Below are 23642 nucleotides of genomic sequence, written 5' to 3' on the forward strand. Positions count from 1 at the left end.
CCCACTGGGGACCAGTTTCGGCGGCGGGACGGCCGCCCTCAATTGACCGGCGCGGTCACAGGCGCCAGAACAGGACCTTCGCGCCCGCGGCGGAGACCTTGGCCGCCTCCTTGCCGAACTGCTTCACCTGGAAGCGGACGCGGTAGCCGTCGTCCACGGTGTCGGCGGACGTGGCGAACACCAGCGCCGTGTCCTCGCCCGCCGACAGGAAGTCCTGCGTGGCGGCGACGGTGAACTTGGACGTGTCGTCGCCCTTGACCTCGATGGCCCGCGCCTGGATCCGGGTGCCCTGCGGGACGCCGTCCAGCGTCAGGCTCGCGGTGAGCGCGTAGCGCGCCGGGCCCCACAGGATGCTCGGGCCGCCCTCGTCGGAGTGCTGGTGCTCGGCGTCGGAGTAGTCCTTGTCGAAGGCGAGGGTCGTCCATTCGCCGGGCTTGAGCTGCTGGGCGGCGGTGGCGCCGACCGAGACATAGTCAGGCATGTCGTCCTTTCCGGGCGAGGTGCCGATGCGCCACTGCCCGTAGTCGGCCTTCACGGCGCGGTCGTAGTCGAGCCCGACGCCGTTGATCACGTGATCGTTGGAGTACTGCTGGATCTGGGCGCGGCCGTCCCACTTGCCGCCGGACCAGGCGTAGGTCTGCCAGCCGTAGGCGATCTTGCCCGCGTCGAACGCGCGCTTGACCGGGCCGTAGCCCGCGTAGATCCCGACGCGGTCGCCGCCGAGGACGCTCGCCGCGCCGTCCAGATAGGCGTTGATCTTCTTCTGCTGGCCGGACGAGGCGTCGAAGTCCACCGCGAAGTAGATCGGCCGGTCGTCCGGCATCCCGCAGGCGGCGGCCTGCCGCTCGGCCTCCTTCGCGTCGGCGGCGCCCGCGTCCCGTCCCTGGAGCGCGCGGCTCGCGGTGCTCTCCCAGATCGCGACGAGCCAGAAGCCGCCCTCGCAGAGCTGCTCGGCCTCGGCCCGCGTGAGGGTCTTGCCGGACGAATCGTGCGAGAGGTAGCGGCACACGAAGTCGACCCCGGCCTTCTTCAGCGCCGCCACACCCGGCCGGCCCCACGCGTAGTCCACGCCGAATACGGACATGTACCCTCCCGGTGCCGGAATCCGTTGCTCTCCGATTAAAACCCGCTGCCCTCCGTGATCGCAGCGGTTTGACCAACACCGGCGGGGCGACATTTGGGTGACCTTCGGAACGCTGCGACGGCGCGCCCCGCGCGGAAGCGGGACGCGCCGTCGGCGGCCGGACGTCACACCGAGGCGGCGACGGGGTCGGCGCCCGCGTTCTCCTCCTCGTCCTCGGGACGGGCGTGCATCGGCAGCAGGAAGGCCGCGACGAACGTCAGCCCGAGCATCCCGACGACGACCCACAGCGTGGCGGTCATGGCGTCGGAGAACCCTTGCGCGCCGGCGTCCTTCCCGGCGGTGCCGACGATCCGCTGCACGGCGGCCGGGTCCGACGACCGGACGGTCCGGACGGTCTGCTCCAGCCGCGCGCACGACGCGGGGACGGCCTCGTCGGCGTCGGCGCTCGCGCGGTCGTGCCCGCAGGCGCGCAGCGCGGACGCGATGCGGTCCTGGTCGGCGGCGGCGACCGAGACGGCGGCGAGCCGCGTCTTCAGCTCCGGGGCGTCGTGGCCGGCGGCGGTGGCGACGCCGCTGCCGAGCAGGCCGAAGAAGATCGTCCCGAGGACGGCCGCGCCGAGCGAGCTGCCGAGCTGCTGGATCGCGGTGAGCGTGCCGCCCGCCGAGCCGGTCTCGTGCGGTTCGACGCCGGAGATGACGATCCCGAAGAACGGCGCCATGAGCAGGCCCATGCCGAGGCCGGTGCCGATCAGCGCGGGGGCGAGCTGCCAGGGCGTCATCCCGATGCCGGCGATCTGGAGGGTGACGACGACGCCGACGGTGCCCGCCGCCATGACGGCCGTCCCGGCGTGGATCACGTGCCGGCCGAAGCGCTCCAAGGCTTGCGCGGCGACGAAGCCGACGACCATGCCGATCGACCAGGGGATCTGGCTGAGCCCGGCCTTGAGCGCCGAGTAGCCGAGCCCGAGCTGGAAGTACAGCGACAGGGTCAGCGCGAAGCCGGTCATGCCGGAGAAGAACACGAGCCCGACGACGAGCCCGCCGGTGAAGCCGCGCTTGCGGAACAGGCTCGGGGTGACGAGCGGGTCGCCGCCCGTCCGCTGCCGCCGCGCCTGGTACCAGCCGAAGACGCCGAACACGGCGACGGCGCCGGCGATCATCGCGAACGTCCAGGCGGGCCAGCCCAGCTCACGGCCCTGGACGAGCGGGTAGACCAGCAGCGCCGCGCCCGCCGCGGCGAGGACCGCGCCGAGCAGGTCCAGGCGGGTGGCCTCCTCCGACCGTCCCGACGGCAGGAACAGGATGCCCGCGATCACGGCGGCGAGGCCGAGCGGCAGGTTGATCAGGAAGATCATGCGCCAGCCGGTGCCGAACAGGTCGGCGTCCACCAGCCAGCCCGCGAGGACGGGCCCGCCGATCGAGGACAGGCCCATGATCGGCCCGAACAGGCCGAACGCGGTGCCCATCTCCTTGGGCGGGAACATGCGGCGGATCATGCCGATGCCCTGCGGCAGCATGACGGCGCCGAACAGGCCCTGGAGCACGCGGGCGCCGATCAGCATCCCGGGGGACGCGGCGACGCCGCACAGCAGCGACCCGACGGTGAACCCGGCCGCGCCGATGACGAACATCTGCTTGCGGCCGTAGAGGTCGCCGAGGCGTCCGCCGGTGATGAGGCCGATGGCCATCGCGAGCGTGTATCCGGCGGCGAGCCACTGGATGGTGGCGGCGGTGCCGCCGAGGTCGGTGCGGATCGCCGGGGACGCGATCGTGGTGACGAGCGCGTCGAGCATGTCCATGATCTCGCCCGCGAGGACGACGAGCAGGGCGATCCAGCGCCAGCGGTAGGCGGTGACGGCGGGGGGTCCGCCGGAAGCGGTGTCGGTCATGGCTGCCTCCGAGGGGGAACAGTGTTCGTAGTCAACGAACGTAATTCGTAGTCACGAACAGCGTTCGTGTCAAGTACGATGTTCGTCAGTGGATCGGGCGGGACCCCGGGTCCGGGCCTCGATCCAGGGGACACGATATATCGCGAGTCGCGAAAATCAAGATGTATCGCGACATTGGAGGTCCGGCATGTCCGACGTCGAGGTTCCGATGCCCACCCCGCCCGGCCGCCGGCCGCGCCGGACGCGCGAGCCGCGCCGCCCGCTGACCGTGGACCTCATCGTCGAGACCGGCATCCGCGTCCTCGACGCCGAGGGCCTGGACGCCGTCACGATGCGCCGCGTCGCCCAGGAGCTGGGCACCGGCCCGGCGTCGCTGTACGCGCACGTCGGGAGCAAGGACGAGCTGTACGACCTCATGCTCGACCGCGTCAGCGCCGAGATCCGGCTGCCCGAGCCCGACCCGGCGCGCTGGCGCGAGCTGATCAAGGAGTCGGCGCTCGAAGCCCGCCGCGTCATGTCGGCGCACCGCGACATCGCCCGCGTCTCGCTCGGCTCCATCCCGCTCGGCCCGAACCTGCTGCTCGGCGCCGAGCGGATGCTCGCGATCCTGCTCGCGGGCGGCGTCCCGCCCAAGATCGCCGCGATGGCGCTGGACACGCTCGCGATGTACATCGACGCCGACGTCATCGAGGGGACGATCTACACCGCGCGGGCGCTCGGCCCCGAGGACGGCCAGCGGATGTACGAGGACAAGATCGGCCCCATCCGCGACTACTTCCGCGCGCTCCCGCCCGCCCGCTACCCCAACATCGTCGCGATGGTGGACGAGCTGACCGAGGGCGACGGCGACGAGCGCTTCACGTTCGGCCTGGACATCTTCATCCGCGGCCTCGCGTCCTACGTCCCGGACGATTCCTGACCGAGCTGTGTCTCCCGCGCGCCTGCGGCGCGCCCTATGCCGCGCCGAAGGCGCGCTCGAAGGCCGCGTGGCGCGGTGCGCCGGGTGCGGTGTCCCAGACCGCGAACACGATGTGCTCGAACCGTCCGGCGTACGCGCCGCCCGGCCGCAGCAGGGTCGCGAACACCGCCGCGACCTCGGCCGGGTCGTTGCCGAACACGCCGCAGCCCCACGCGCCGAGCACGAGCCGCGCGTGGCCGTGCGCCGCCGCGACCGCGAGGACCTTCGCGGCGCGGGCCGCGAGCGCCGCCGGGACGCGCGCCGCGTGTTCCTTCTCACGGATCGCGCCCCGGTTCGGCGCGGGCGAGGTGACGAACGCGACGTCGTAGGGCGCGTCCAGGAGCGTCCCGTCGTCGTCGCGGAACACCGGCACGGACGGCGAGTAGATCATGTGGTCGCTGTAGAGCAGGTCGCCCTGCACGCGGTGGAACGCGTAGTAGTCCGGGGCCGCGCGCAGCGACGCGTACAGCGCCGACGACCGCGCGAGCCCCTCCTCCTGCGCGTGCGCGCCGCGCAGGAAGCCGCCGCCCGGGTTCTTGGCGGACGCGAAGTTCAGCGCGAGCGGGGGCGCGTCGCCGCCGGTCAGGCGGTGCGCGGCGGCGAGCGTCGTCTCGCCGGTGACCTCGATCCGCGTCGGCAGGCCGGGCGCGGCGGACGGGACGCGCACCAGTTCGTCCAGCTCGTCCGGGCGGTACAGGACGGTCCCGGCCACGGCGGCGGCGACCCGCGCGGCCAGCTCCACGACGTGCCCGGACGGGGCGCGGTAGGAACCCTGATCGAGGATTTCGACGGTCTGCTGCGCGATCGCGCGGCGCGGATTTCTGCTCATCGTGCGGCTCATTCTGCTGCTTTTCGGACACCGTGGCCACGTGTTATGCCACCGGGCGTCCGGTGCCGCCTTGGGTGATCTGATCAATGGACGCCCCGGTTTCTGGCATGCTGAGCTGCGCCATGCAGCCAGATGCCCCTCGCCCCGGGCGGCGGCGCGCTCGATCGCACCGCCGCGGCGCACCCCCGCCGGAGCCGCTCGCCCCCCGCGAGCAGGCCCCGCACGAAGCGGCACCGTACCAAGCGGCCCCGTTCGACCCGTCGCCGTTCGACCCGGCGTCCTACGAGGCGCCGCCGCCGGACCGGCCGCCGTACGAACGGGAGCCTCCGGACGGGGAGTCCGGCGACCCCGCGCTCGACGCGCTGCTCGACCCGGACCGTTCCGGGACCACCGACTCGTTCGCGGTCGACGGCCTCCTCGGCATCGGTGGCGACCTCGACCGCGCGTTCGGCGCGGCCCGGCGCAGCCGCATCCGCAACCTCGTCCTCGGCGTCGGCTCGCTGACCGTCGTCACCGCCACCGGCATCGGCGCGTTCGTCGCGTGGGGGATCATGTCCAGCGGCCCGCCGAGCGACGTCCCGTTCGAGGGCGCCGGGACGGTCCGCGCGGCCCCGCCCGGCTCGGTCGCCTCGCCCGCCGCGTCCGGCGGCCCGCCCGGGTTCGCCGACACCGCGCCGCCGTCCGCGCCGGTCGCGCGGTCCGAGCGCGGCTCCGGCAAGTTCGTGCGCGCCCCGGCCGCCGTGCCGCCGCAGACGTTCGGGCACGGCCGGCTCGTCCGGTACCGGGTCGAGGTGGAGGGCGGCCTCGGCCTCAGCCCGGCGCTGTTCGCCCGCGAGGTGGACCGCGTGCTCGCCGACGCGCGCGGCTGGACGGCGTCGGGCAAGCGCTCGTTCCGCCGGGTGGCGGCGGGGAAGGTGGACTTCGCCGTCCGGCTCGCGTCCGCGCCGACCGCGCAGCGGATCTGCCGCGCCTACGGGCTGGAGGCGGACGCGACCGTCAACTGCGCGGCGGGCCGCCAGGTCGTCATCAACCTCGGCCGCTGGCTGGCGCCGTCGGCGCCGTTCCGGTCGTCGGCCGAGAACTACCGGGCCTTCCTGCTGAACCACGAGCTGGGCCACCACTTCGGGGCCGGGCACCGGACGTGCGGGGGCGACGGCCGTCCCGCGCCCGTCATGCAGGACCAGATCGCCGGGCTGAACGGCTGCCGCGCCAACGCCTGGCCGTACGACGCGCACGGCCGCTTCGCCACGGGACCCGAACAACCGTAAGAAACCGGGTGAAGACGGGCGACCGGTTCCGTCACACTGACCGGCGTGCTGCTCACGATCACCACGACCGCCGCGCCCGCCACCGACCTCGGCTTCCTCCTGCACAAGCATCCCGACAAGGCCCAGCGGTTCGAGCAGGCGTACGGCACGGCGCACGTCTTCTACCCCGAGGCCGACGCCGGACGCTGCACCGCCGCGCTCCTGCTCGACGTGGACCCGGTGCGGCTCGTCCGGACGCGCGGCAGGAACGTCCCGGACTTCTCCCTCGGCCAGTACGTCAACGACCGGCCCTACGCAGCGTCGTCGCTGCTGGCGTCCGCGCTGGCGGGCGTGTACCGGACCGCGATGCGCGGACGCTGCGACGCCCGGCCGGACCTGGCCGCCGCGCCGCTCCCGCTGGAGATCGCGCTGCCCGCGCTGCCGTGCCGGGGCGGACCGGCCCGCGCCGAGCGCCTGTTCGCGCCGCTCGGCTGGACGGTCGCGGCCGAGCCCGTCCCGCTGGACCCGGAGTTCCCCGAGTGGGGCGACTCCCGGTACGTGACGCTCACGCTCACCGGCACCGTCCGGCTCGCCGACGCGCTCAACCAGCTCTACGTCCTGCTGCCCGTTCTGGACGAGGCCAAGCACTACTGGCTCGCGCCCGACGAGGTCGACAAGCTGATCCGCGCGGGCGACGGCTGGCTCGCCGCGCACCCCGAACGCGAGGCGATCGTCCGCCGCTACCTGGCGAACCGGCGGACGCTCGTCCGGGCCGCGCTCGGCCGCCTCGCCGACGCCGACGACGCGCCCGACGACGCCCTGGACCCGGTCGAGGACGAGGCGCCGACGACGCTCGCCGAGCACCGGATCCTGGCCGTCCTGGACGAGCTGCGCCGCGAGGAGGCCACGACCGTCCTCGATCTCGGCTGCGGTCCGGGCCGGCTGCTCGCCCGTCTGCTCGCCGACACCGCGTTCACCGGAGTCGGCGGCGCGGACGTGTCCTGGCGCGCCGTCGAGATCGCCCGCCGGCGCGCCGGACGGCTCGGCGGCGACCGGTTCCGGGGCGTGTTCCAGGGTGCGCTGACCTACGCCGACGCGTGCTTCCACGGCTACGACGCGGCCGTGCTCATGGAGGTCGTCGAGCACGTCGACCCGCCCCGGCTCGGCGCGGTCGAGCAGGTGGTGTTCGGCGACGCGCGGCCCCGCGTCGTGGTCGTGACGACGCCGAACGCCGAGCACAACGTCCGCTACGAGGGCCTGGCGCCCGGTGCGCTCCGCCACCCCGACCACCGCTTCGAATGGACGCGCGCGGAGTTCGCCGCGTGGAGCGGGCGCGTCGCGGCCGAGCACGGCTACCGCGTCCGGCACGTCGCCGTCGGCGACGACGACCCCGAGGTCGGCGCCCCGACCCAGATGGGAGTGTTCACCCGATGACCAGGGAACTGAGGGTCCCCGCGACCGGGCTCGTCGTGCTGGTCGGCGTGTCCGGGTCGGGCAAGTCCCACTTCGCCCGGCGCCACTTCCGGCCGACGCAGGTCGTCTCGTCCGACTTCTGCCGCGCGGCCGTGAGCGACGACGAGAACGACCAGGCCGCGACCGGCGACGCGTTCGAACTGCTGCACCACATCGTCCGGACGCGGCTGCGGCGCGGGCTGCTCACCGTCGTGGACGCCACCAACGTCCAGCCGAGGTCGCGGGAGGCGCTGCTCGCCGTCGCCCGCCACCAGGACGCGCTGGCGTGCGCGATCGTGCTGGACGTCCCCGAGCACGTCGCCGTGGAGCGCAACGCGGCCCGCCCGGACCGGGACCTGCCGTCGCACGTCGTGCCCCGGCAGCGCCGCGAGCTGCGGCGCGGCCTGAAGGCGCTGCACCGGGAGTTCAAGCGCGTCCACGTCCTGACCGGCGTGGACGAGATCGACGCGGCGGTGCTCGTCCCCGAGCGGCCGTGGAACGACCGGCGCGAGCTGACCGGCCCGTTCGACCTGATCGGCGACGTCCACGGCTGCCGCGCCGAGCTGGTGGACCTGCTCGGCGACCTCGGCTACGCGGTGGAGCACGACGCGCTCGGCCGTCCGTGCGGCGCGCGGCACCCGGAGGGCCGCACCGCGGTGTTCGTCGGCGACCTGGTCGATCGCGGCCCCGACACGCCCGGCGTGCTGCGGCTCGTCATGGGCATGGCCGCCGCCGGGACGGCACTGTGCGTCACCGGCAACCACGAGGCCAAGCTGGTGCGTGCGCTGAAGGGCCGCAAGGTGCGGGTCGCGCACGGGCTCGCCGAGTCGCTGGAGCAGCTCGCCGCCGAGACCGAGGAGTTCCGCGCCGCCGCGCTCGCGTTCATGGACGGCCTGATCAGCCACTACGTCCTGGACGGCGGACGGCTCGTCGTCGCGCACGCCGGGCTCAAGGAGGCCTACCACGGCCGCGCGTCCGGACGGGTGCGCTCGTTCGCGCTCTACGGCGACACCACCGGCGAGACCGACGAGTACGGGCTGCCCGTCCGGTACCCGTGGGCGCTGGACTACCGGGGCGCCGCGACGGTCGTCTACGGCCACACCCCGGTGCCCGACGCCGAGTGGGTCAACAACACGATCTGCCTGGACACCGGCGCCGTGTTCGGCGGACGGCTCACCGCGCTGCGCTACCCCGAACGCGAGCTGGTCGCCCGGCCCGCCCGGGAGGTCTGGTACGCGCCGGTCCGTCCGCTCGCCGAGGGCCCGGCCCGCGCGACCGGGCTGCTCAAGATCGGGGACGTGCTGGACGCGGGCGGCGTCGAGACCCGGCTGCTCGGCCGCGTCGCGGTCCGGGAGGAGAACGCGCTGGCCGCGCTGGAGGTGATGAGCCGCTTCACGATCGACCCGCGCTGGCTCGTCTACCTGCCGCCGACGATGGCGCCCGCCGCGACGTCCGGGCTGCCCGGCCGTCTGGAGCACCCGGCCGAGGCGCTGGCCGCCTACCGCTCGGCCGGGCTGGAGCGCGTCGTGTGCGAGGAGAAGCACATGGGGTCGCGGGCCGTCATCGTGGTCGCCCGCGACGCCGCCGTGGCCGCCGCGCGGTTCGGCGTGGACGACGGCAGCTCCGGCGCCGTCTACACCCGCACCGGCCGCGCGTTCTTCCGCTCGCCCGATCTCACCGCCGGGCTACTGGACCGTGTCCGCGCGGCGATCGGCGCGGCCGGGCTCTGGGACGAGCTGGACACCGGCTGGCTCGTCCTGGACGCCGAACTGCTGCCCTGGTCGGCCAAGGCGCTCGACCTCGTCCGGACCCAGTACGCCGCGACCGGCGCCGCCGCCCGCGCCGCGCTGCCCCGCGCGGCGGACCTGCTCGCCCGCGCCGCCGCGCGCGGCGTGGACGTCGGCGACCTCGGCGCGCACATGGCCCGCCGGGCCGCGAACGCCGCGCTGTTCCGCGACGCCTACGCCCGCTACTGCGCCCCGGTGGACGGCCTGGACGGCGTCCGCCTGGCCCCGTTCCAGATCCTCGCCGGGGAGGGCGCCGTCCACGCCGTGGCGCGCGAGCACGACTGGCACCTGGAGATCGCGGCGCGGCTGGTCGCGGCGGACGCGTCGGGGCTCCTCGCGCCGACCGCGTCCGTCGTGGTGGACCTCGCCGATCCCGCGTCCGAGGCCGCCGCCACCGCCTGGTGGACCGACCTCACCGGGCGCGGCGGCGAGGGCATGGTCGTCAAGCCGCTCGGTCCGGTTCCGGACGGCCGGACGGTCCAGCCGGGCCTGAAGTGCCGGGGCCGCGAGTACCTGCGCATCATCTACGGCCCCGACTACACCGAGCCGGGGACCCTGGAGATCCTGCGCCGCCGCGCGCTCGGCCGCAAGCGCTCGCTCGCGTCGCGCGAGCACGCGCTCGGCGTGGAGGCGCTGGAACGGCTCGTCGCCCGGGAGCCGCTGTGGCGGCGGCACCAGCCGGTGTTCGGGGTGCTGGCGCTGGAGTCCGAGCCGGTCGACCCGCGCCTGTGAGTTCTGCCGGGCGTCCCGTCACGGCCGCGTGACGGGACGCCGCGCGGTTCTCAGGTCGAGAACAGCATGTGGAAGACGCCGCCGCCGTGGTGCGGGCGGTGGTGGCCCTGGTGGTGATGGTGGTGGACCGCCGGGGCGCCCCACGCGGGCGCGGACGGCGGCGGGGGCGGCGCGTGGTGCGTCGCCTCCATCCGGCTCAGCGCCTCCAGCTCGCCGTAGTCCAGGAAGATCCCCCGGCAGTTGTCGCATTGCTCGATGTGGACCCCGTTACGGGTGTAGGTCCGCATCACGCCACGGCACTTGGGACAATGCATCGCTGTGTCGTCCTTCCATCAGAACCCCAGATTGAGGGTAAATGTAGGGGAGCCGGAACACCACGTCATGCCGTGCGGCGGCTTCACGCGCGGATGATCCGCGCGCAGGCGTCCACCATCGCGGTCTCGGCGTCGTCCAGGTCCCGGTCCCCCTCCCGTGCCGATTGGACGCACGTGGCGGCGATCTGGATCGCCAGGGCGCGCGCGGGTTCGTCCAGGGCGGCCCAGAGGTCGGTGTCCGGGGACGGGCCGTAGCCGTCGAGGAAGGCCGTCCAGGCGTCGGCGGCGAGGACGCCCGCCGCGTACAGCGCCGCCGGGCGGGCGAGGTCCCACGCGGGGTCGCCGACGCCGAGGTCCTCGACGTCGATGAGGAGCCAGCCGGTTTCGGTCCGGACCATCTGGCCGAGATGCCAGTCGCCGTGGATGAGGACTCGCCCGGCGGTCGGCGGCGCGGTGTCGTCCCGGATCCAGGCGGGGAGCGTCGCGAAGGCCCGCCGGATCACGTCGGTCTCGGGGCCGGGGGCGAGGCGGCCGACGACGCGCGCGACGCGCCCCGGACGGCCCCACGGCGGCGCGTCCGCCGGGACGGGGGAGCGGTGCAGCGCGGCGAGCAGCCGTCCGGCCTCGGTCCACGGCGGCGCCTCGGGCGGGACGGGCTCGCCGTACGGCCACACGGTCACGGCCCGTCCGTCCGCGTATCGGGGCGGGCCGAGCGGCGCGAGCGCGATCCCGGGCAGCGCGCGGGCCGCGTCCAGCCGCCGCGCCAGCGCCGGGCCCGTCTCCCGGTCGGCCTGGTGCAGCTTGACGACGACCGCGCCGACCCGGACGACGAGCACGCCGTGCCGGTCGTAGAGGACGCCGGGCTCGCCGGTGCCGCCCGCGTCCCGGCCGAGGGCGGCGAGCCGCGCGATGTCCATCGGATCAGTATGGCGCGTCCGCAATGCGGCCTATGTCGGCATGAGTGTTGCCGTGCGCAGAACGATCGTTCTAGGGTCGGGTCCGGCACCGGGAGAGCGCGGGCCGCGACCCTCCCCGCGGCCCGCCTCCGCTCCCCGGTGCGACCGGGCGCGTCCCGCCGCGCGGGGGCCGGCGGGACGCGCCCCGGATCAGTCCAGCCGGGAGAACCGGCGCGCGGCCCACATCAGGCCGAGCGCCGCGAGCCCCGCCGGCAGGAGCGCCTCCAGCACGACCGGCGGGTGCCAGGACCCCCACGCGACCGGCGCGAACAGCGACGCGGGCGCGTCGGTCAGGTAGACGGCCATCGTGCGGTGCATCGCGTCCACCGCGTAGGTGAACGGGTTGACCAGCGCGACCGCCTCCATCCAGCCCGGCATCGCCGACAGCGGGAACACCGACCCGGACAGGAACATCAGCGGCGCCATGAGGACGGTCAGCGCCGTCCCGTACGTCTGCGGCCGGACGAACATCGCCAGCAGCACCCCGAGCACGGTCATCGCCAGCGCCGTCAGCGCCAGCTCGGCCGCCAGCAGCACCAACAGCCCCGGATCGGGCGGCACGCCGATCACCGCCCCGGCGCCGAGCAGCAGCCCGGCCTGGCACGTCGCGACGGTCGTCCCGCCGAGGCAGGTCCCGAGCAGCAGCGTGCCCCGGTGCACCGGCCCGGCCAGCATCTCGCGCAGGAACCCGCTGCGGCGGTCCCACAGGAGCGCCGACCCGACCCGCAGCGCGGGCGCCTGTGACGCCGTCACCAGCGCGCCCGAGAACAGGAACACCTGGTAGGACCGGCTGCTCGGCCCCGCCATCAGCCCCGCCAGCCCCACGCCGAGGATGAACAGGAACAGCAGCGGCTGGAACAGCGAGATCACGGTGCCCGCCCGGTCCCGCAGGAAGTGCAGCATCTCCCGCCGCCACACCATCCGCAGCGCGCGCAGCTCCGCGCGGACCCCGCCGGACGCCACCTCGGGCGCGGGACGCGGCGCGGGCACCGGCGGCGGCGCGTCGTCGCCGGACGGGTCGGCCGGCCCTTCCGCCCGGATCCGGTGTCCGGTGTGGTGCAGGAACACGTCGTCCAGCGTCGGCGGGGTGACGCGCGCCTCGTAGACGGGCACGTCCAGTTCGGCGAACAGCCGGGGCAGGATCCGTGCGCTGTCGGTGGCGGTGAACGACAGGCCGTCCGGCGCCTCGGCCACGGTCAGCCCGAACCGCGTCCGCAGCAGCCGCGCCGCCGCCGCGTCGTCGTCGGTGCGCAGGTCCACCCGGTCGGCGCCGAGGACGGCCTTCAGCTCGGCCGGCGAGCCCTGCGCGACGATCCGGCCCGCGTCCAGGATCGCGACGCGGTCGCACTGCTCGGCCTCGTCCAGATAGTGCGTGGTGAGGAACAGCGTGACGGTCTCGCGCTCGCGGATCCGGTGCAGGTAGCGCCAGACCTGCGCGCGCGACTGCGGGTCCAGGCCGATCGTGGGCTCGTCCATGAACAGGATCCGGGGCCGGTGCAGCAGCGCCCGCGCGATCTCCAGCCGCCGCCGCATCCCGCCGGAGAACGTCCGGACGAACCGGTCGCGGGCGTCGGACAGGCCGACCAGCGCCAGCGTCTCGTCCACCCGGCCGGGGACCAGCGCGACCGGGATGTCGTACAGGTCGGCGTGGAAGCGCAGGTTCTCCGCCGCCGTCAGCTCGCCGTCCAGCGTCGACTCCTGGAAGATCAGGCCGATGCTGCGGCGCGCGGCGACCGCGTCGGTGCGGGTGTCGTGGCCGTCGATCTCGACCGTCCCGGCGGTCGGGACGGCCAGCGTGCACAGCATCGCGATCGTGGTGGACTTGCCCGCGCCGTTCGGGCCGAGGAAGCCGAAGCTCTCCCCGGCCGCGACCGACAGGTCCAGCCCGTCCACGGCGGTGACGTCCGGGTACCGCTTGGTCAGCCCCCGCGCGCGGATCGCCGGCGGCCCCGTGACCGCAGGTGCAGGCGGAGCATCCGGCCGCACGCTCATGGTGCCTCCCGCAAGCGCGCTTCTCTCGTCGCAAGCTCCCGACGTCTCTCAGTCCGGCGCACGGCGGTCACCGGCGGGCCTCCAGCGCGTCGGTCCAGGAGTCGGGGACGACGAACCCGAAGCTCCACCGGTGCCGCCGCGTCGGGTTGACGATGCAGTGCCAGAACAGCCGTTCCGGCTCCTGCCCGATCTTGAAGAACCGCGCCAGCCGGGGCCGCTCGCCCAGGGTGACCAGCTCCGACGTCCCGGGCCGCTGGTAGCGGAAGAACGACGTCTCGGCCGGGTCGTCGAACTCGGCGTCGAAGTCGATCAGGTACATGCGCCAGCCCGGCTGCGTCTCGTTGGTGTGCCAGAGCCGGTACGACGACGGCGGGTACCACATGCTCCCCGAGAAGCGGACCTCGTCGCCGAAGACCTTCTCCAGCGCCGCCACCGTGCGGTTCTTGGCGGCGAGGTAGCCGTCGTAGGCGGGGTGGTCGACGTGGTCGTCCAGGTTGACGAGATGGAAGTGGCGGGCGTCGTTCGGGCCCGCCGGGGCGTCCGGGCCCGCCCGCCAGCGCCGGAACTCCGCGCTCGCCGGGGCGGCGGACGTCGAGCGCAGGTCGTCGTCGCGGAACTCGCGGTCGAACGCGTCCAGGTCGACGGTGTCCGGACGGATCTTCAGGTGCGGCAGCTCGTCCAGGACCGGCGCGAACCCCGGGATCTCCTCCAGCGCGAACTCGTAGTGGTGGAACCCGGGCACGGGCCGCTCCGCGCGGCGCGGCGGGGGCGGGACGAGCCGGGCGGCGGCGTCGGTGGCCGCCGCCGCGACCAGGTCGCGGTCGTCGAACGCGAACCCGTGGACGCGCCCGAGCCGGATCATCTCCGCGACCCCGGTCATCGCGCGCAACTGGCGCCGCAGGCCCGGATCGTCGCCGACCACGCGCAGGAACTCGGTACAGGACTCGACGGACACGGTCACTCCTTGGTTCGGGCGGGCGGCGGGTCGAGGAGCAGGACGGACGGGACGCGCTCGGGCCGCGCCAGCCGCAGGAAGTGCAGCCCGAACCCGGCCATGCCGAGCATCAGCCCGGGGAAGAACCCGGCCTCGGGGCCCGGCCGCGCCTGGTCCAGGTCCCGCCACTGGCTCTGCACCTGGACGTTGGCCTCCAGCCGGAACGCGGGCTGGTCGCGCAGCAGCGCGTACCGCAGGAACAGCTCGGCGTTGCCGGTGCGGCCGTGGCAGAGCGAGTCGTTGGCGAGGCGCGGGAAGTTGCGCATCGTCGCGGTGAGCGCCTGGTGGGCCTCGGTGAGCAGCGGCTCGTCGTCGCCGCCGAGCAGCGCCCAGCTCGCGATGCGGGTCAGGCCGATGCCGGACGCGCCGTTGCACCAGGCGTTGGCGTAGTGGCGTCCGCGCCACGTCGGGCCGCCGGGGACGGTCCGCAGGTCGTACCAGTCCTGCGCGTCGGCGTCGAAGTGGCGGGTCTCGTAGGCGAACGCGCGGCGGCCCGCGTCGACGTACTCGTCGCGGCCGGTGCGGGTGCCGAGCAGGATCAGCGCCCAGCCGATCCCGGCGCTGCCGTGCGACAGGCCGGTGAGGTCGTCCAGGACGACCCGGGGATCGCTGTTGGACCACGACAGCCCGTCGCCCCGGTCGCGCGCGTGCCGCAGCAGGTGGGCCGCGCAGCGGTGCGCCAGCGCGGTGCCCCGGTCGCCGCCGGTGGCGTCGTCCAGGGCGAGCAGGACCGGGACGAGCCCGGCGACGCCGTGGAAGACGTCCAGGTGCGGGTCCCGCTCGATGCGCCCGTCCAGGGTCTCGGCCATCGCGACGGCCTGGTCGAGCAGCGCCCGGTCGCCCCACAGCCGGTGCAGGTGCAGCAGCACGTAGATCAGGCCGCCGAGCCCGGGGAACGCGCCGATGCGGTCGCGGTCGCCCGTGGCCAGGGCGTGGTCCAACGCCCGCCGCGCCGCCGTGCGGAACTCCGGACGCGGGTCCAGGTCGTTCAGGTACGCCAGGAACAGCGCGATGCCCGCCGAGCCGTTGTAGAGGTCGCCCTCGATGTCGACCTCGTCGCGGCCGTCCGGCCTGATGATGTAGGAGATCCACGGAGCGGGCGCGTCCGGCGCGCGGAGCGTCGCGCACAACCGCTGGCCGAGGCCCGCCGCCTGCGCCACGCACGTCGCGGCGAAGTCGGAACTGGTGACGTCGCCGCCCGACAGCCCGGCCGCGATGTACTGGTCCTGCTGGGCGCGGTTCTCCGGGGTCAGCCGCCGGATCCGCGCGGCGGCGTGCTCCAGCGGCCCGGCCTCCAGCGTCGCCGGGATCACGGCGCGGTGGTCGTGGACGAGCCGGTCGTCGGCGGCGTCCACCCAGAACAGCGGGACGTCCAGCCGCCACATCGACTCCAGCTCGTAGGCGGGGAGCACGCCGTCCTGGTCCCAGTTGCGGGGGAACGTCCGGACGGTGTTGAACAGCAGGTCCACCTCCAGCGGCTCCATCAGGCACTTGGGGTGCCGCGCCGCCGACAGCAACTGCACGTAGATCTGGGTGCTCCAGTTGACGAACCGGACGCGCGTCCCGTCGAACAGCCCGCCGACGCACTCCGCCGCGCGCTCGGGGTCCTCCTGGAACCAGCGGTGGACGCGGCCGAAGCCGTCCTTGATCTCGTCCACGAAGTCCTCGGCGCGGGTCAGCTCGTCGCCGACGAACACGCGGTTCGCGGCGCCCGGCTCGACGCGCAGGCCCGTCCGGTGCGTGACGGACGCGGTGAACGACAGCGGCCGGTCGTCGATCTTCGGGATCGGCATCGGGATCTCGTAGGCGTCGCCGCCGGAGTAGCCGCTGAGCCGCATCCCGGCTCCGTCCGCGTCCGGCGCGGCGGGCCACTCGATCAGGCCGGTCTTGAACACCGAGTCCATCAGCGTCCCGGCCGGGCGCGGCTGGCCCTTGGGGAGCGCGCCGAGCACGGTCTCGCAGTCGCAGATGTACGCGTGGCCGTCGGCGACCAGGACGTTCTCGAAGTGCAGGTCGCCGCCGCCGAGCACGTAGAAGATCGCCAGGTAGCCGCCCAGCTCGGTGTAGACGCGGGCCGCCTCGGCGCGCGTCGCCACCCGGTTGCGCCCCGGCGGGATCAGCGCCTCGTACCCGTACCCGTCGCGGGGCAGCACGGCGCGCTCGGCGAAGCCCACGACGCCGTCGGCGCGCAGCCGCGCCAGCAGGCCCTGGAGCGCGGCCTCGCCGCCGACGCAGCGCGGCTTGTAGACGAACGGCGCGGGGGAGCCGTCGGCGAGTTCGGCGTCGACCATGACGACGCCCCGCGCGCCCGCGTGCGCGTCCGAGCCGCCGAGCCGGACGTCGCGGACGGCGCCGAGCGGGCGGCCGAAGAACGCGTCCCCGATCGCCGCCGCGTCGGCCCGCAGCCGCACGGCCAGCTCGCGGCCGTGCGCGGCGAGCAGGTCGGTGACGTGCGCGAGCCAGCGCCCGAGGACCGGGTACTCCAGGTAGAAGCGGTGGTAGGACGCGGCGTCGGCGAACGTCTTGTCCAGGTAGGCGAGGTAGTCCTCGCGGGTGGAGGTCTCGGGGTCGATGTCGCGCAGGCGGCAGTAGACCTTCGCGTCGGCCTCCACGGCCCAGGCCAGCGCGAGCGCGAACCGGTCGAGCAGGTGCTCCTGGAAGACCTCCACGACGCGCGGCGCGATGGTGAGGCCGCTCGCGTCGAGGACGGGCGTGAGGCGGCGGCCCAGCTCGACCAGGAACGGCTCGCACGCGATGGCGAGCCTGCCGTAGTAGACGTCCGGCTCGCGCCAGCCCGCCGCGGTGTCGCTGGGGCGCTGGAACGCGTCCAGCGCGCCCCGGTACGCCGTCAGCCAGTCGCCGTGCAGGTCGGCGAGGGCGCTGCCGAGCGGCCCGTCGGCGCCGTCCATCGCCAGCTCGTGCCGCCGGTAGGCGGTGAGGACGTCGGTCAGCGACGCGCCGGTGTGCCGCGCGGCACCGCCCTGGCGGCGGCCCTCCTTCTGGAACCGCTGGGCCAGCCGGGCGGCGAGCCGGTCGATCTTCCAGGCGTCGAACGGCTCCAGCGGGCCGGTGTCGGGGGGCGGGCCCAGCGCGGACACGATCTGCGTGCGCTCGGCCAGGGTGGCGGCCCGGGCGGCGATGTCCGCGGGATAGCTCGGGTTCACGCGCGCGGCTCCTCGGGTGGGCGGGGGAGAGAACAGGCCGGTGGGCCGACGCGAGGCCGGCCCACCGGGTGGGGCGCCCGGCCTATGCGGCCGGGGTCGTGCGGATCGTCAACCTGGCGTCAGCCCTTGGTGGTGCCGTCGCACGCGAAGGTGAACGGCCCGGACGTACACGTGCTGGAGCACGCGTAGGCGTCCACGGCGGCGACGCCCTCGGTCCAGTAGTTGAGGGACGCCTCGTCCTGCCGCTCCACCGACTCGGGGACCGTGCCGGCGGCGACGCCGAAGACCTCGGGGTTGTCGAGCAGCTCGGCGCGGAACTCGGCGTCCGCGGCGGCCTGCCGCAGAATGGTGCTCGGGGACATGGTCTTCCTCCTTTTTCGGTTTTTACCTGGTTCGCCGGCTACTGGATCTTCTCAGTGGCCAGACGTATTCCGATCCGCCGCTCGATCTTCTGCATCTCCTCGACGGCGGCGTCCATTTTGGCCTTGTTGTTCTGCCACGCGACCAGCTCCATCTCCTCGGGGGAGATGAGGTCGGGGTCCCAGAGGGACTCCAGCCAGGTCTTGGTGGTCAGCGGATGGAGATCGCGGACCGGCGTGATCCGGCCCGGCAGGCTCGGCTCGTTGATCGACAACGCGATCGTGAGCGCTTCGTGGAGCCTGCTCCCCGGCGGCAGCAGCTCGCACAGCACCATGAGGTGCTGGAGCTGGCGCACGGTGTCGATGTTGCGGTGCTTCGTGAGATCGCTGTCCGGCTTGGGTCCAGACCTCATGCGAATGCCCCCTTCCGGGCGGGGATCGGCGGGCGGAGCCCTGTGGTCTCAGTGGGGCCGCGGTCCGGTCGTGGTCCGGTCGTGCGTGGTCGGGGGTGGGACCGGGCGGCCACTCTCTGTATGTCCGCTGTCGCAGTACGCAACCACGGATAAACGTCAAGGATTAGTCAAGAACACTTAGTCCGTTTCAAAAATGATCACGAGAAAGGCAATTTCCTTCTTGTGATCAGCTCACGGAAAGCCCTCTACTCCCACAAAATCAGACAAGCGCCCCTTGACACTTCGGCTCGCCCGCCGATACCGCCCGCCGTCCACAGCCGTCGGCGAAACCGGGAAAATCGCGGGGTTCCACACCGGCACCGCGAAAAGGGTCATCGAGCGCCCCGCCGGGCGGCGGCCGATGTGGTGCGCGCCCACGGAACGAGTTCCGCTTTTAGCGCTTCCAGCCGTCGTCGAGGCACGTCCGCAAGAAGGCGCCTGCCGCGACCTTCCACGGCGTGGGTCCGCTCTCGGCGCCCTCGCCGAGTACCGTCGCCGTCGTGGCGACGTCGTCCGTCTCGGACTTCGCCGCCAGCGCGGCGACCTTGCGCGCGAGCTTCACCCGCGACCCGGGCGTCTGGTCCTCCGAATACCCGTGGGCGAAGTCGTCGCACGCGCGCTTGGCGGGCGCGTCCAGCGCCCCCTGCCCCGCCGCGTCGCCCGTACCGCCGCCGCATCCGCCCAACGTCAGCACGCCCGCCACGACCCCGCCGCACAAGATCAGCTTCACTGCCACGCGCGGACCTTAGCCCGCCCCGCCTTCCGCCTGACCGGCCATGACCACTACCGGCCGCCCCGGCGAGCGCGTGGACGCGGGCGCTCAGCCTTTGACGGCTCCGGAGAGGACGTTCCGCACGATGCGCGGGCCGAGGAGGGCGAAGAGGGCCAGGGGCGGCAGGACGGCCACGGACGCGCCGGCGAACATCAGGGCGTAGTCGTTGTAGTAGGCGGTCGCCAGGTTGTTCAGGGAGAGCTGGACGGTCGGGTCGTCGGGGCTGAGGACGACGAGCGGCCAGAGGAAGTCGTTCCAGGTCTGCGCGAACGTCAGGAGGCCGAGGACGCCCGCGGTGGGGCGCAGGGCGGGCAGGACGACGTGTCGGTAGACGGCGAGGGTGGTGCAGCCGTCCACGCGGGCCGCCTCGATCAGGGCGTCGGGGATCTCGCGGGCGGCCTGGCGCATGAGGAAGACGCCGAAGCCGGTGACCAGGAAGGGGACGGTCACGGCTTGGAGGCCGTCCTGCCAGTGCAGGCGCAGCATGATCAGGTAGAGCGGGACCACGCCCGTCTGGACCGGGACCATCATCGTCGCGACCACCGTCAGGAGCAGCGCGTCGCGGCCCCGGAAGCGCAGTTTGGCGAACGCGAAGCCGGCGAGCGAGCCGAGCAGGACGGTCCCGAGCGCCACGCAGCCCGACACGAGCACCGAGTTCAGCAGGCCGCGCGCGAAGTGGGCGTCGGGGTTGGCGAACAGGCGCCGGACGTTCTCCGCGAAGTGCCCGCCGGGCAGCAGGGGCGGCGGGACGTCGGCCGCCTCCGCGTTCGTCCGGGAGGCCACGACGACCATCCAGTAGACGGGCGCCGCCGTGAGCAGCGAGGCCACGGCCAGCGCGGCCCACGTCAGCGGGCCGGCGCGGCGGGCCGTCATCGCGCGCCGCCCGTCCGGCGCCGCAGGATCAGCGCGTTGAGCAGCGCGAACGCGACGATCAACAGGAACAGCGCCCACGCGACGGCCGCGCCGTAGCCGTACCGGTCCTGCCCGAACGCGCTCTCGAACAGGTACATCGTGACGGTCTGGAACTGGTGCTGCGCGCCGCCGTCCATCCGGTGCGCGCCCGCCGCGCCGAACAGCGTCGGCTCGGTGAAGAGCTGGAGCCCGCCGACGGTCGAGACGACGGCCGTGAACACGATCGTCGGGCGCAGCAGCGGGACGGTGATCGTCCAGAACCGGCGCGCGGGCGACGCCCCGTCCAGCGCGGCGGCCTCGTACAGCTCGCGCGGGACGGCCTGGAGCGCGGCCAGGTAGATCAGGGCGTTGTAACCCGTCCAGCGCCAGTCCACCATCGCGGCGAGGGCCGTCCAGGACCAGCCGCGCCCGCCCTGCCAGTCGACCGGCGGGACGCCGGCGAGGCCGAGCAGCGCGTTGACGAGCCCGTGGTCGGCGTCGAAGAGCTGGGTGAAGACCAGCGCGACCGCCGCCGTCGAGGTGACGAGCGGCGCGGCCAGCGCGACGCGGAGCGCGGTCGCCCCGCGCAGCCGCCGGTCGAGCAGGTCGGCCAGGACGAGCGCCGCGAGCAGTTGCGGGACGGTCGACACGGCGAAGATCCCGAGCGTGTTCACCACGGCGTGCCAGAAGTCGGCGTCCGTCGCGAGGTAGCGGAAGTTGCCGAGCCCGACCCACCGGCGCGTCCCGGACCCGAGTTCCCAGTCGTGCAGCGCCATCCACAGCGTGAACAGCAGCGGGAACGCCCCGAACGCGAGGAACAGCAGGAAGAACGGCGCGACGAGAAGGTACGGCGTGGACCGGCGCATCAGCGCCCGGCCTTGGCGGCGGCCCGGACGGCGCGGGGCCACGCGTCGCGCGCCGCGAGCCGGCCCTGCCCGACCGAGAGCAGGACGTCGTCCACGGCGACCCGGACGTCCTCGTCGCGCGGACCGAGGAACACCGGCCGCACCCGGGCGGCGACGGCCCCGAAGATCCGCCCGGTGGGCGCCCCGCCGAAGAAGGCGTTCACGCGGCCCGCGACGGCCGGGTCGCGGGCGGCCTGCGGCGAGGACGGGAACGTGCTCCGCGCCCGGAACGCCGCGACCTGGCCGTGCGGGCTCGTCAGGAACGCCGCGAGCGCGGCGGCCCGCGCCGGATGCCGGGTCTGCCGCGGCACCGCGAGCCACGACCCGCCCCACGAGCCGGCTCCGCCGGGCGCGGCCGCGACGTCCCACCGGCCGCGCCCGCCGGAGAACGCCGCGAGCCCGCCGAGCATCCACGCCGGGCACGGGACGGTCGCGAACCGGTCGCGGCGCAGCGCGGTCTGCCAGGACGGCGTGAACACCTGGAGGTCGGCGGTCAGCCGGGCCCGCTCGAACCGCAGGGCCGTCGCGAACGCCGTCCGGACGGCCGGGTTGGACGCGAACACGAGCCGTCCGCGCCGGTCGAAGGAGGTGAAGCCGGGCCCGCGGCCCGCCTCTTGGAGCAGGGCCGCGCGGAACACGGCGGTCGGTCCGTCGAGCCACCGGACGCCCGGGATCCGGCGCGCGAACGCCAGGCCCGTCCGGTAGTAGGCGTCCCAGGTGGGCCAGAGCCGCGCGGCGGCGTCCCGGGCGGTCGGCAGCCCGGCGCGGGCGAACAGGTCCGTCCGGTAGCAGAGGGCGAGCGGGCCGATGTCGGTGCCGAGGCCGACGAGCCGTCCGTCCGGCGCGACGCCCATCCGCCACTTCCACGGGAGGAAGCGATGTTCCAGCGCCCGCCCGCCGTACGCGAACAGGTCCACGAACCGTTCGGGCCGCCGCAGGAAAGCGGGCAGCAGGCTCTCTTCGAGCGCGACGACGTCCCCGGCGCCGTGGCCGGTGGCGATCCGCTGGCGCAGGCGGGGCGCGTAGTCGTCCAGCACCGAGATACGACGCTGCCGGATGCGTATCTCCGGATGCGCCGCCTCGTACTCGCGGTACAGCCCTTCGTAGCCGAACTCGCCGAACAGGTCGACGGTGAGGAGCGTCCGGCCGTCGCCGGGCGCGCAGCCCGCCGCGAGCAGCGCCACGGCGGCGAGTCCCCTGAGCATCGCGTGCCCCTCTCGCGTGAGCGTTTCCCACAGCAGAGGCCGCGACCCGCGTCGCCGTCAACGCTCCGTGACGGAACGGTCACCTTCCCACCAGGCGGCCGTGTCCGGCGGCAGCTCCAGGACGCCGCCGGACGCCGACACCGGGCCGCTGGCGAGCAGCACCGGCCCGGCGGGCACCCGGACGGGCGCGGACCCGGCGTTCACCGCGCAGCCGAGGACCCGGCCGCCGGCCTCCCGGACGAACACGAGCGCGCCCGGCGGCCCGTCCAGCCAGCGCGGCGGCGGGCCGTCGCCGAGCGCCGGATGGTCGCGCCGCAGCCGCAGCGCGTCCCGGTACAGCGACAGCGTGGACGCCGGGTCGCCCTCCTGCGCCGCGACGGTCAGCGACCGCCACTGCGGCGGCATCGGCAGCCAGCTCGTCCCGGTCGAGAACCCGAACGGCGGCGCGTCGCCCGACCACGGGAGCGGGACGCGGCACCCGTCGCGTCCGGCGCCGTCCCCGCGCCGGGCCTGCGGGTCGTGGCACACCTCCGGCGGCAGGTCCAGCACCTCGGGGAGCCCCAGCTCCTCGCCCTGGTACAGGTACGCCGAGCCGGGCAGCGCGAGCGTCAGCAGCGCGGCGGCGCGGGCGCGGGCGAGCCCGGCCGCCCCGCCGCCGTACCGGGTGACGTGCCGGTGGACGTCGTGGTTGGACAGCACCCACGTCGCGGGCGCGCCGACCGCCCCCGCCGTGGCGAGCGACGCGTCGATCGCGGCCCGCAGCGCGCCGGCGTCCCACGGCGTCGTCAGGTAGTGGAAGTTGAACGCCTGGTGCATCTCGTCCGGACGGACGTACAGCGCCAGCCGCTCGTTCGTCGGCGCCCACGCCTCCGCCACGCCGACGCGTCCGCCGGGGTAGGAGTCGAGGATGCGCCGGAACGCGCGGTGCAGCTCGTGGACGCCGTCCCGGTCGAAGTACGGCACGTCCGGGCCCGGGTCGGGTCCGGCGTCGGGCAGCCCGGCGGCCTTGACCATGCCGTGCGCGACGTCCACGCGGAAGCCGTCCACGCCGAGGTCCAGCCAGAACCGCAGGACGTCGGCGAACTCGTCCCGCACCTCCGCGTTCTCCCAGTTCAGGTCCGGCTGCTCGGGCGCGAACAGGTGCAGGTACCACTGCCCGTCCGGGACGCGGCGCCACGCGGGCCCGCCGAACACCGACCGCCAGTCGTTCGGCGGCCCGGACCCGCGCCCGTCGCGGAAGACGTACCGGTCGCGCTCGGGCGAGCCGGGACCGGCGGCCAGCGCCGCGCGGAACCACGGATGGGCGTCGGACGTGTGGTTCGGGACGAGGTCCACCAGGATCCGCAACCCGTGCGCGTGGGCGTCGGCGACGAGCGCGCGGGCGTCCTCCAGCGTCCCGAACACCGGGTCCACGTCGCGGTAGTCGGCGACGTCGTACCCGAAGTCGGCCATCGGGGACGGGTAGAACGGCGTGAGCCACAGCGCGTCCACGCCGAGCCGCCGCAGGTAGGGCAGGCGGGACCGGACGCCGGGCAGGTCCCCGACGCCGTCCCCGCCCGAGTCGGCGAAGCTGCGGACGTACACCTCGTAGATCACCGCGTCCCGCCACCACGACGGGGCGGATCCGGACGGGGGCTGCGTCATCGGGGGCCTTTCGGTC

The 23642-nt window shown here is 74.4% G+C and carries 19 protein-coding genes; 4 read left to right on the forward strand and 15 right to left on the reverse strand.

Annotated features, from left to right (window positions below; translation table 11 throughout):
* Positions 1-55: 55 nt before the first annotated feature.
* Together BTM25_RS25495 and BTM25_RS25500 are read right to left on the reverse strand one after the other, a co-directional pair.
* Positions 56-1084 (reverse strand): DUF1906 domain-containing protein, encoded by a 1029-nt coding sequence (locus tag BTM25_RS25495; protein WP_103565558.1) that lies wholly within the window; start codon positions 1082-1084, stop codon positions 56-58.
* Positions 1085-1248: 164 nt separating this feature from the next.
* Positions 1249-2973: an MFS transporter gene (locus tag BTM25_RS25500; RefSeq protein WP_103565559.1), complete on the reverse strand. Its 1725-nt coding sequence runs from the start codon at positions 2971-2973 to the stop codon at positions 1249-1251.
* 187 nt (positions 2974-3160) lie between these two features.
* On the opposite strand from BTM25_RS25500, the gene BTM25_RS25505 reads away from it, so the two are divergent.
* Entirely contained in the window at positions 3161-3892 is a 732-nt protein-coding gene (locus BTM25_RS25505; RefSeq protein ID WP_103565560.1) for a TetR/AcrR family transcriptional regulator, read from the forward strand.
* Between the two features lie 34 nt (positions 3893-3926).
* On the opposite strand, the gene BTM25_RS25510 is transcribed toward BTM25_RS25505, so the two are convergent.
* Positions 3927-4760 carry a TIGR02452 family protein gene (locus tag BTM25_RS25510; RefSeq protein WP_103565561.1) on the reverse strand — a complete coding sequence of 278 codons (834 nt, stop codon included), beginning with the start codon at positions 4758-4760 and terminating at the stop codon, positions 3927-3929.
* Between the two features lie 122 nt (positions 4761-4882).
* Here BTM25_RS25510 and BTM25_RS25515 point away from each other — a divergent pair, with 122 nt between their 5' ends.
* The 3 genes from BTM25_RS25515 to BTM25_RS25525 are packed head-to-tail and all read left to right on the forward strand — an operon-like array spanning position 4883 to position 9978.
* Positions 4883-6028 (forward strand): DUF3152 domain-containing protein, encoded by a 1146-nt coding sequence (locus tag BTM25_RS25515; RefSeq protein WP_168212239.1) that lies wholly within the window; start codon positions 4883-4885, stop codon positions 6026-6028.
* A gap of 45 nt (positions 6029-6073) precedes the next feature.
* Positions 6074-7441, forward strand: a complete 1368-nt coding sequence (locus BTM25_RS25520; protein WP_103565563.1) for a 3' terminal RNA ribose 2'-O-methyltransferase Hen1 — start codon at positions 6074-6076, stop codon at positions 7439-7441.
* Positions 7438-9978: a polynucleotide kinase-phosphatase gene (locus BTM25_RS25525; RefSeq protein ID WP_103565564.1), complete on the forward strand. Its 2541-nt coding sequence runs from the start codon at positions 7438-7440 to the stop codon at positions 9976-9978. The genes BTM25_RS25520 and BTM25_RS25525 overlap by 4 nt, the downstream gene beginning before the upstream one ends.
* A 50-nt stretch (positions 9979-10028) precedes the next feature.
* Here the strand turns inward: BTM25_RS25525 and BTM25_RS25530 are convergent, their stop codons facing one another.
* From BTM25_RS25530 to BTM25_RS25595, 12 genes are all read right to left on the reverse strand, one after another.
* The gene (locus BTM25_RS25530; protein WP_103565565.1) at positions 10029-10292 is read right to left on the reverse strand and encodes a TFIIB-type zinc ribbon-containing protein; all 264 of its coding nucleotides are present in this window, start codon (positions 10290-10292) and stop codon (positions 10029-10031) included.
* An 83-nt stretch (positions 10293-10375) separates the two neighbouring features.
* Positions 10376-11209 carry a phosphotransferase family protein gene (locus BTM25_RS25535; protein WP_103565566.1) on the reverse strand — a complete coding sequence of 278 codons (834 nt, stop codon included), beginning with the start codon at positions 11207-11209 and terminating at the stop codon, positions 10376-10378.
* Between the two features lie 189 nt (positions 11210-11398).
* The gene (locus tag BTM25_RS30835) at positions 11399-13240 is read right to left on the reverse strand and encodes an ATP-binding cassette domain-containing protein (RefSeq protein ID WP_146059149.1); all 1842 of its coding nucleotides are present in this window, start codon (positions 13238-13240) and stop codon (positions 11399-11401) included.
* A gap of 67 nt (positions 13241-13307) precedes the next feature.
* A complete protein-coding gene (locus tag BTM25_RS25555; RefSeq protein WP_103565567.1) occupies positions 13308-14195 on the reverse strand; it encodes a Nif11-like leader peptide family natural product precursor in 888 nt (295 codons plus the stop codon).
* Between the two features lie 2 nt (positions 14196-14197).
* The gene (locus BTM25_RS25560; RefSeq protein WP_103565568.1) at positions 14198-17398 is read right to left on the reverse strand and encodes a type 2 lanthipeptide synthetase LanM family protein; all 3201 of its coding nucleotides are present in this window, start codon (positions 17396-17398) and stop codon (positions 14198-14200) included.
* 119 nt (positions 17399-17517) lie between these two features.
* Positions 17518-17760, reverse strand: a complete 243-nt coding sequence (locus tag BTM25_RS25565) for a cinnamycin family lantibiotic (RefSeq protein ID WP_103565569.1) — start codon at positions 17758-17760, stop codon at positions 17518-17520.
* A gap of 38 nt (positions 17761-17798) precedes the next feature.
* On the reverse strand, positions 17799-18170 hold the full coding sequence (locus BTM25_RS25570; protein ID WP_103565570.1) for a DurN family substrate-assisted peptide maturase: 372 nt from the start codon (positions 18168-18170) through the stop codon (positions 17799-17801).
* A gap of 433 nt (positions 18171-18603) precedes the next feature.
* Positions 18604-18945: a hypothetical protein gene (locus tag BTM25_RS25575; protein ID WP_146059150.1), complete on the reverse strand. Its 342-nt coding sequence runs from the start codon at positions 18943-18945 to the stop codon at positions 18604-18606.
* 84 nt (positions 18946-19029) lie between these two features.
* Positions 19030-19854 (reverse strand): carbohydrate ABC transporter permease, encoded by an 825-nt coding sequence (locus tag BTM25_RS25580; protein ID WP_103565572.1) that lies wholly within the window; start codon positions 19852-19854, stop codon positions 19030-19032.
* A complete protein-coding gene (locus BTM25_RS25585; RefSeq protein WP_103565891.1) occupies positions 19851-20738 on the reverse strand; it encodes a carbohydrate ABC transporter permease in 888 nt (295 codons plus the stop codon). Before BTM25_RS25585 ends, BTM25_RS25580 begins: the two co-directional genes overlap by 4 nt.
* Positions 20738-21982 (reverse strand): ABC transporter substrate-binding protein, encoded by a 1245-nt coding sequence (locus BTM25_RS25590; RefSeq protein ID WP_103565573.1) that lies wholly within the window; start codon positions 21980-21982, stop codon positions 20738-20740. Before BTM25_RS25590 ends, BTM25_RS25585 begins: the two co-directional genes overlap by 1 nt.
* A gap of 57 nt (positions 21983-22039) precedes the next feature.
* Positions 22040-23626 carry a glycoside hydrolase family 13 protein gene (locus BTM25_RS25595; protein WP_103565574.1) on the reverse strand — a complete coding sequence of 529 codons (1587 nt, stop codon included), beginning with the start codon at positions 23624-23626 and terminating at the stop codon, positions 22040-22042.
* Positions 23627-23642: the final 16 nt, after the last annotated feature.

Source organism: Actinomadura rubteroloni (assembly GCF_002911665.1).
GTDB lineage: Bacteria > Actinomycetota > Actinomycetes > Streptosporangiales > Streptosporangiaceae > Spirillospora > Spirillospora rubteroloni.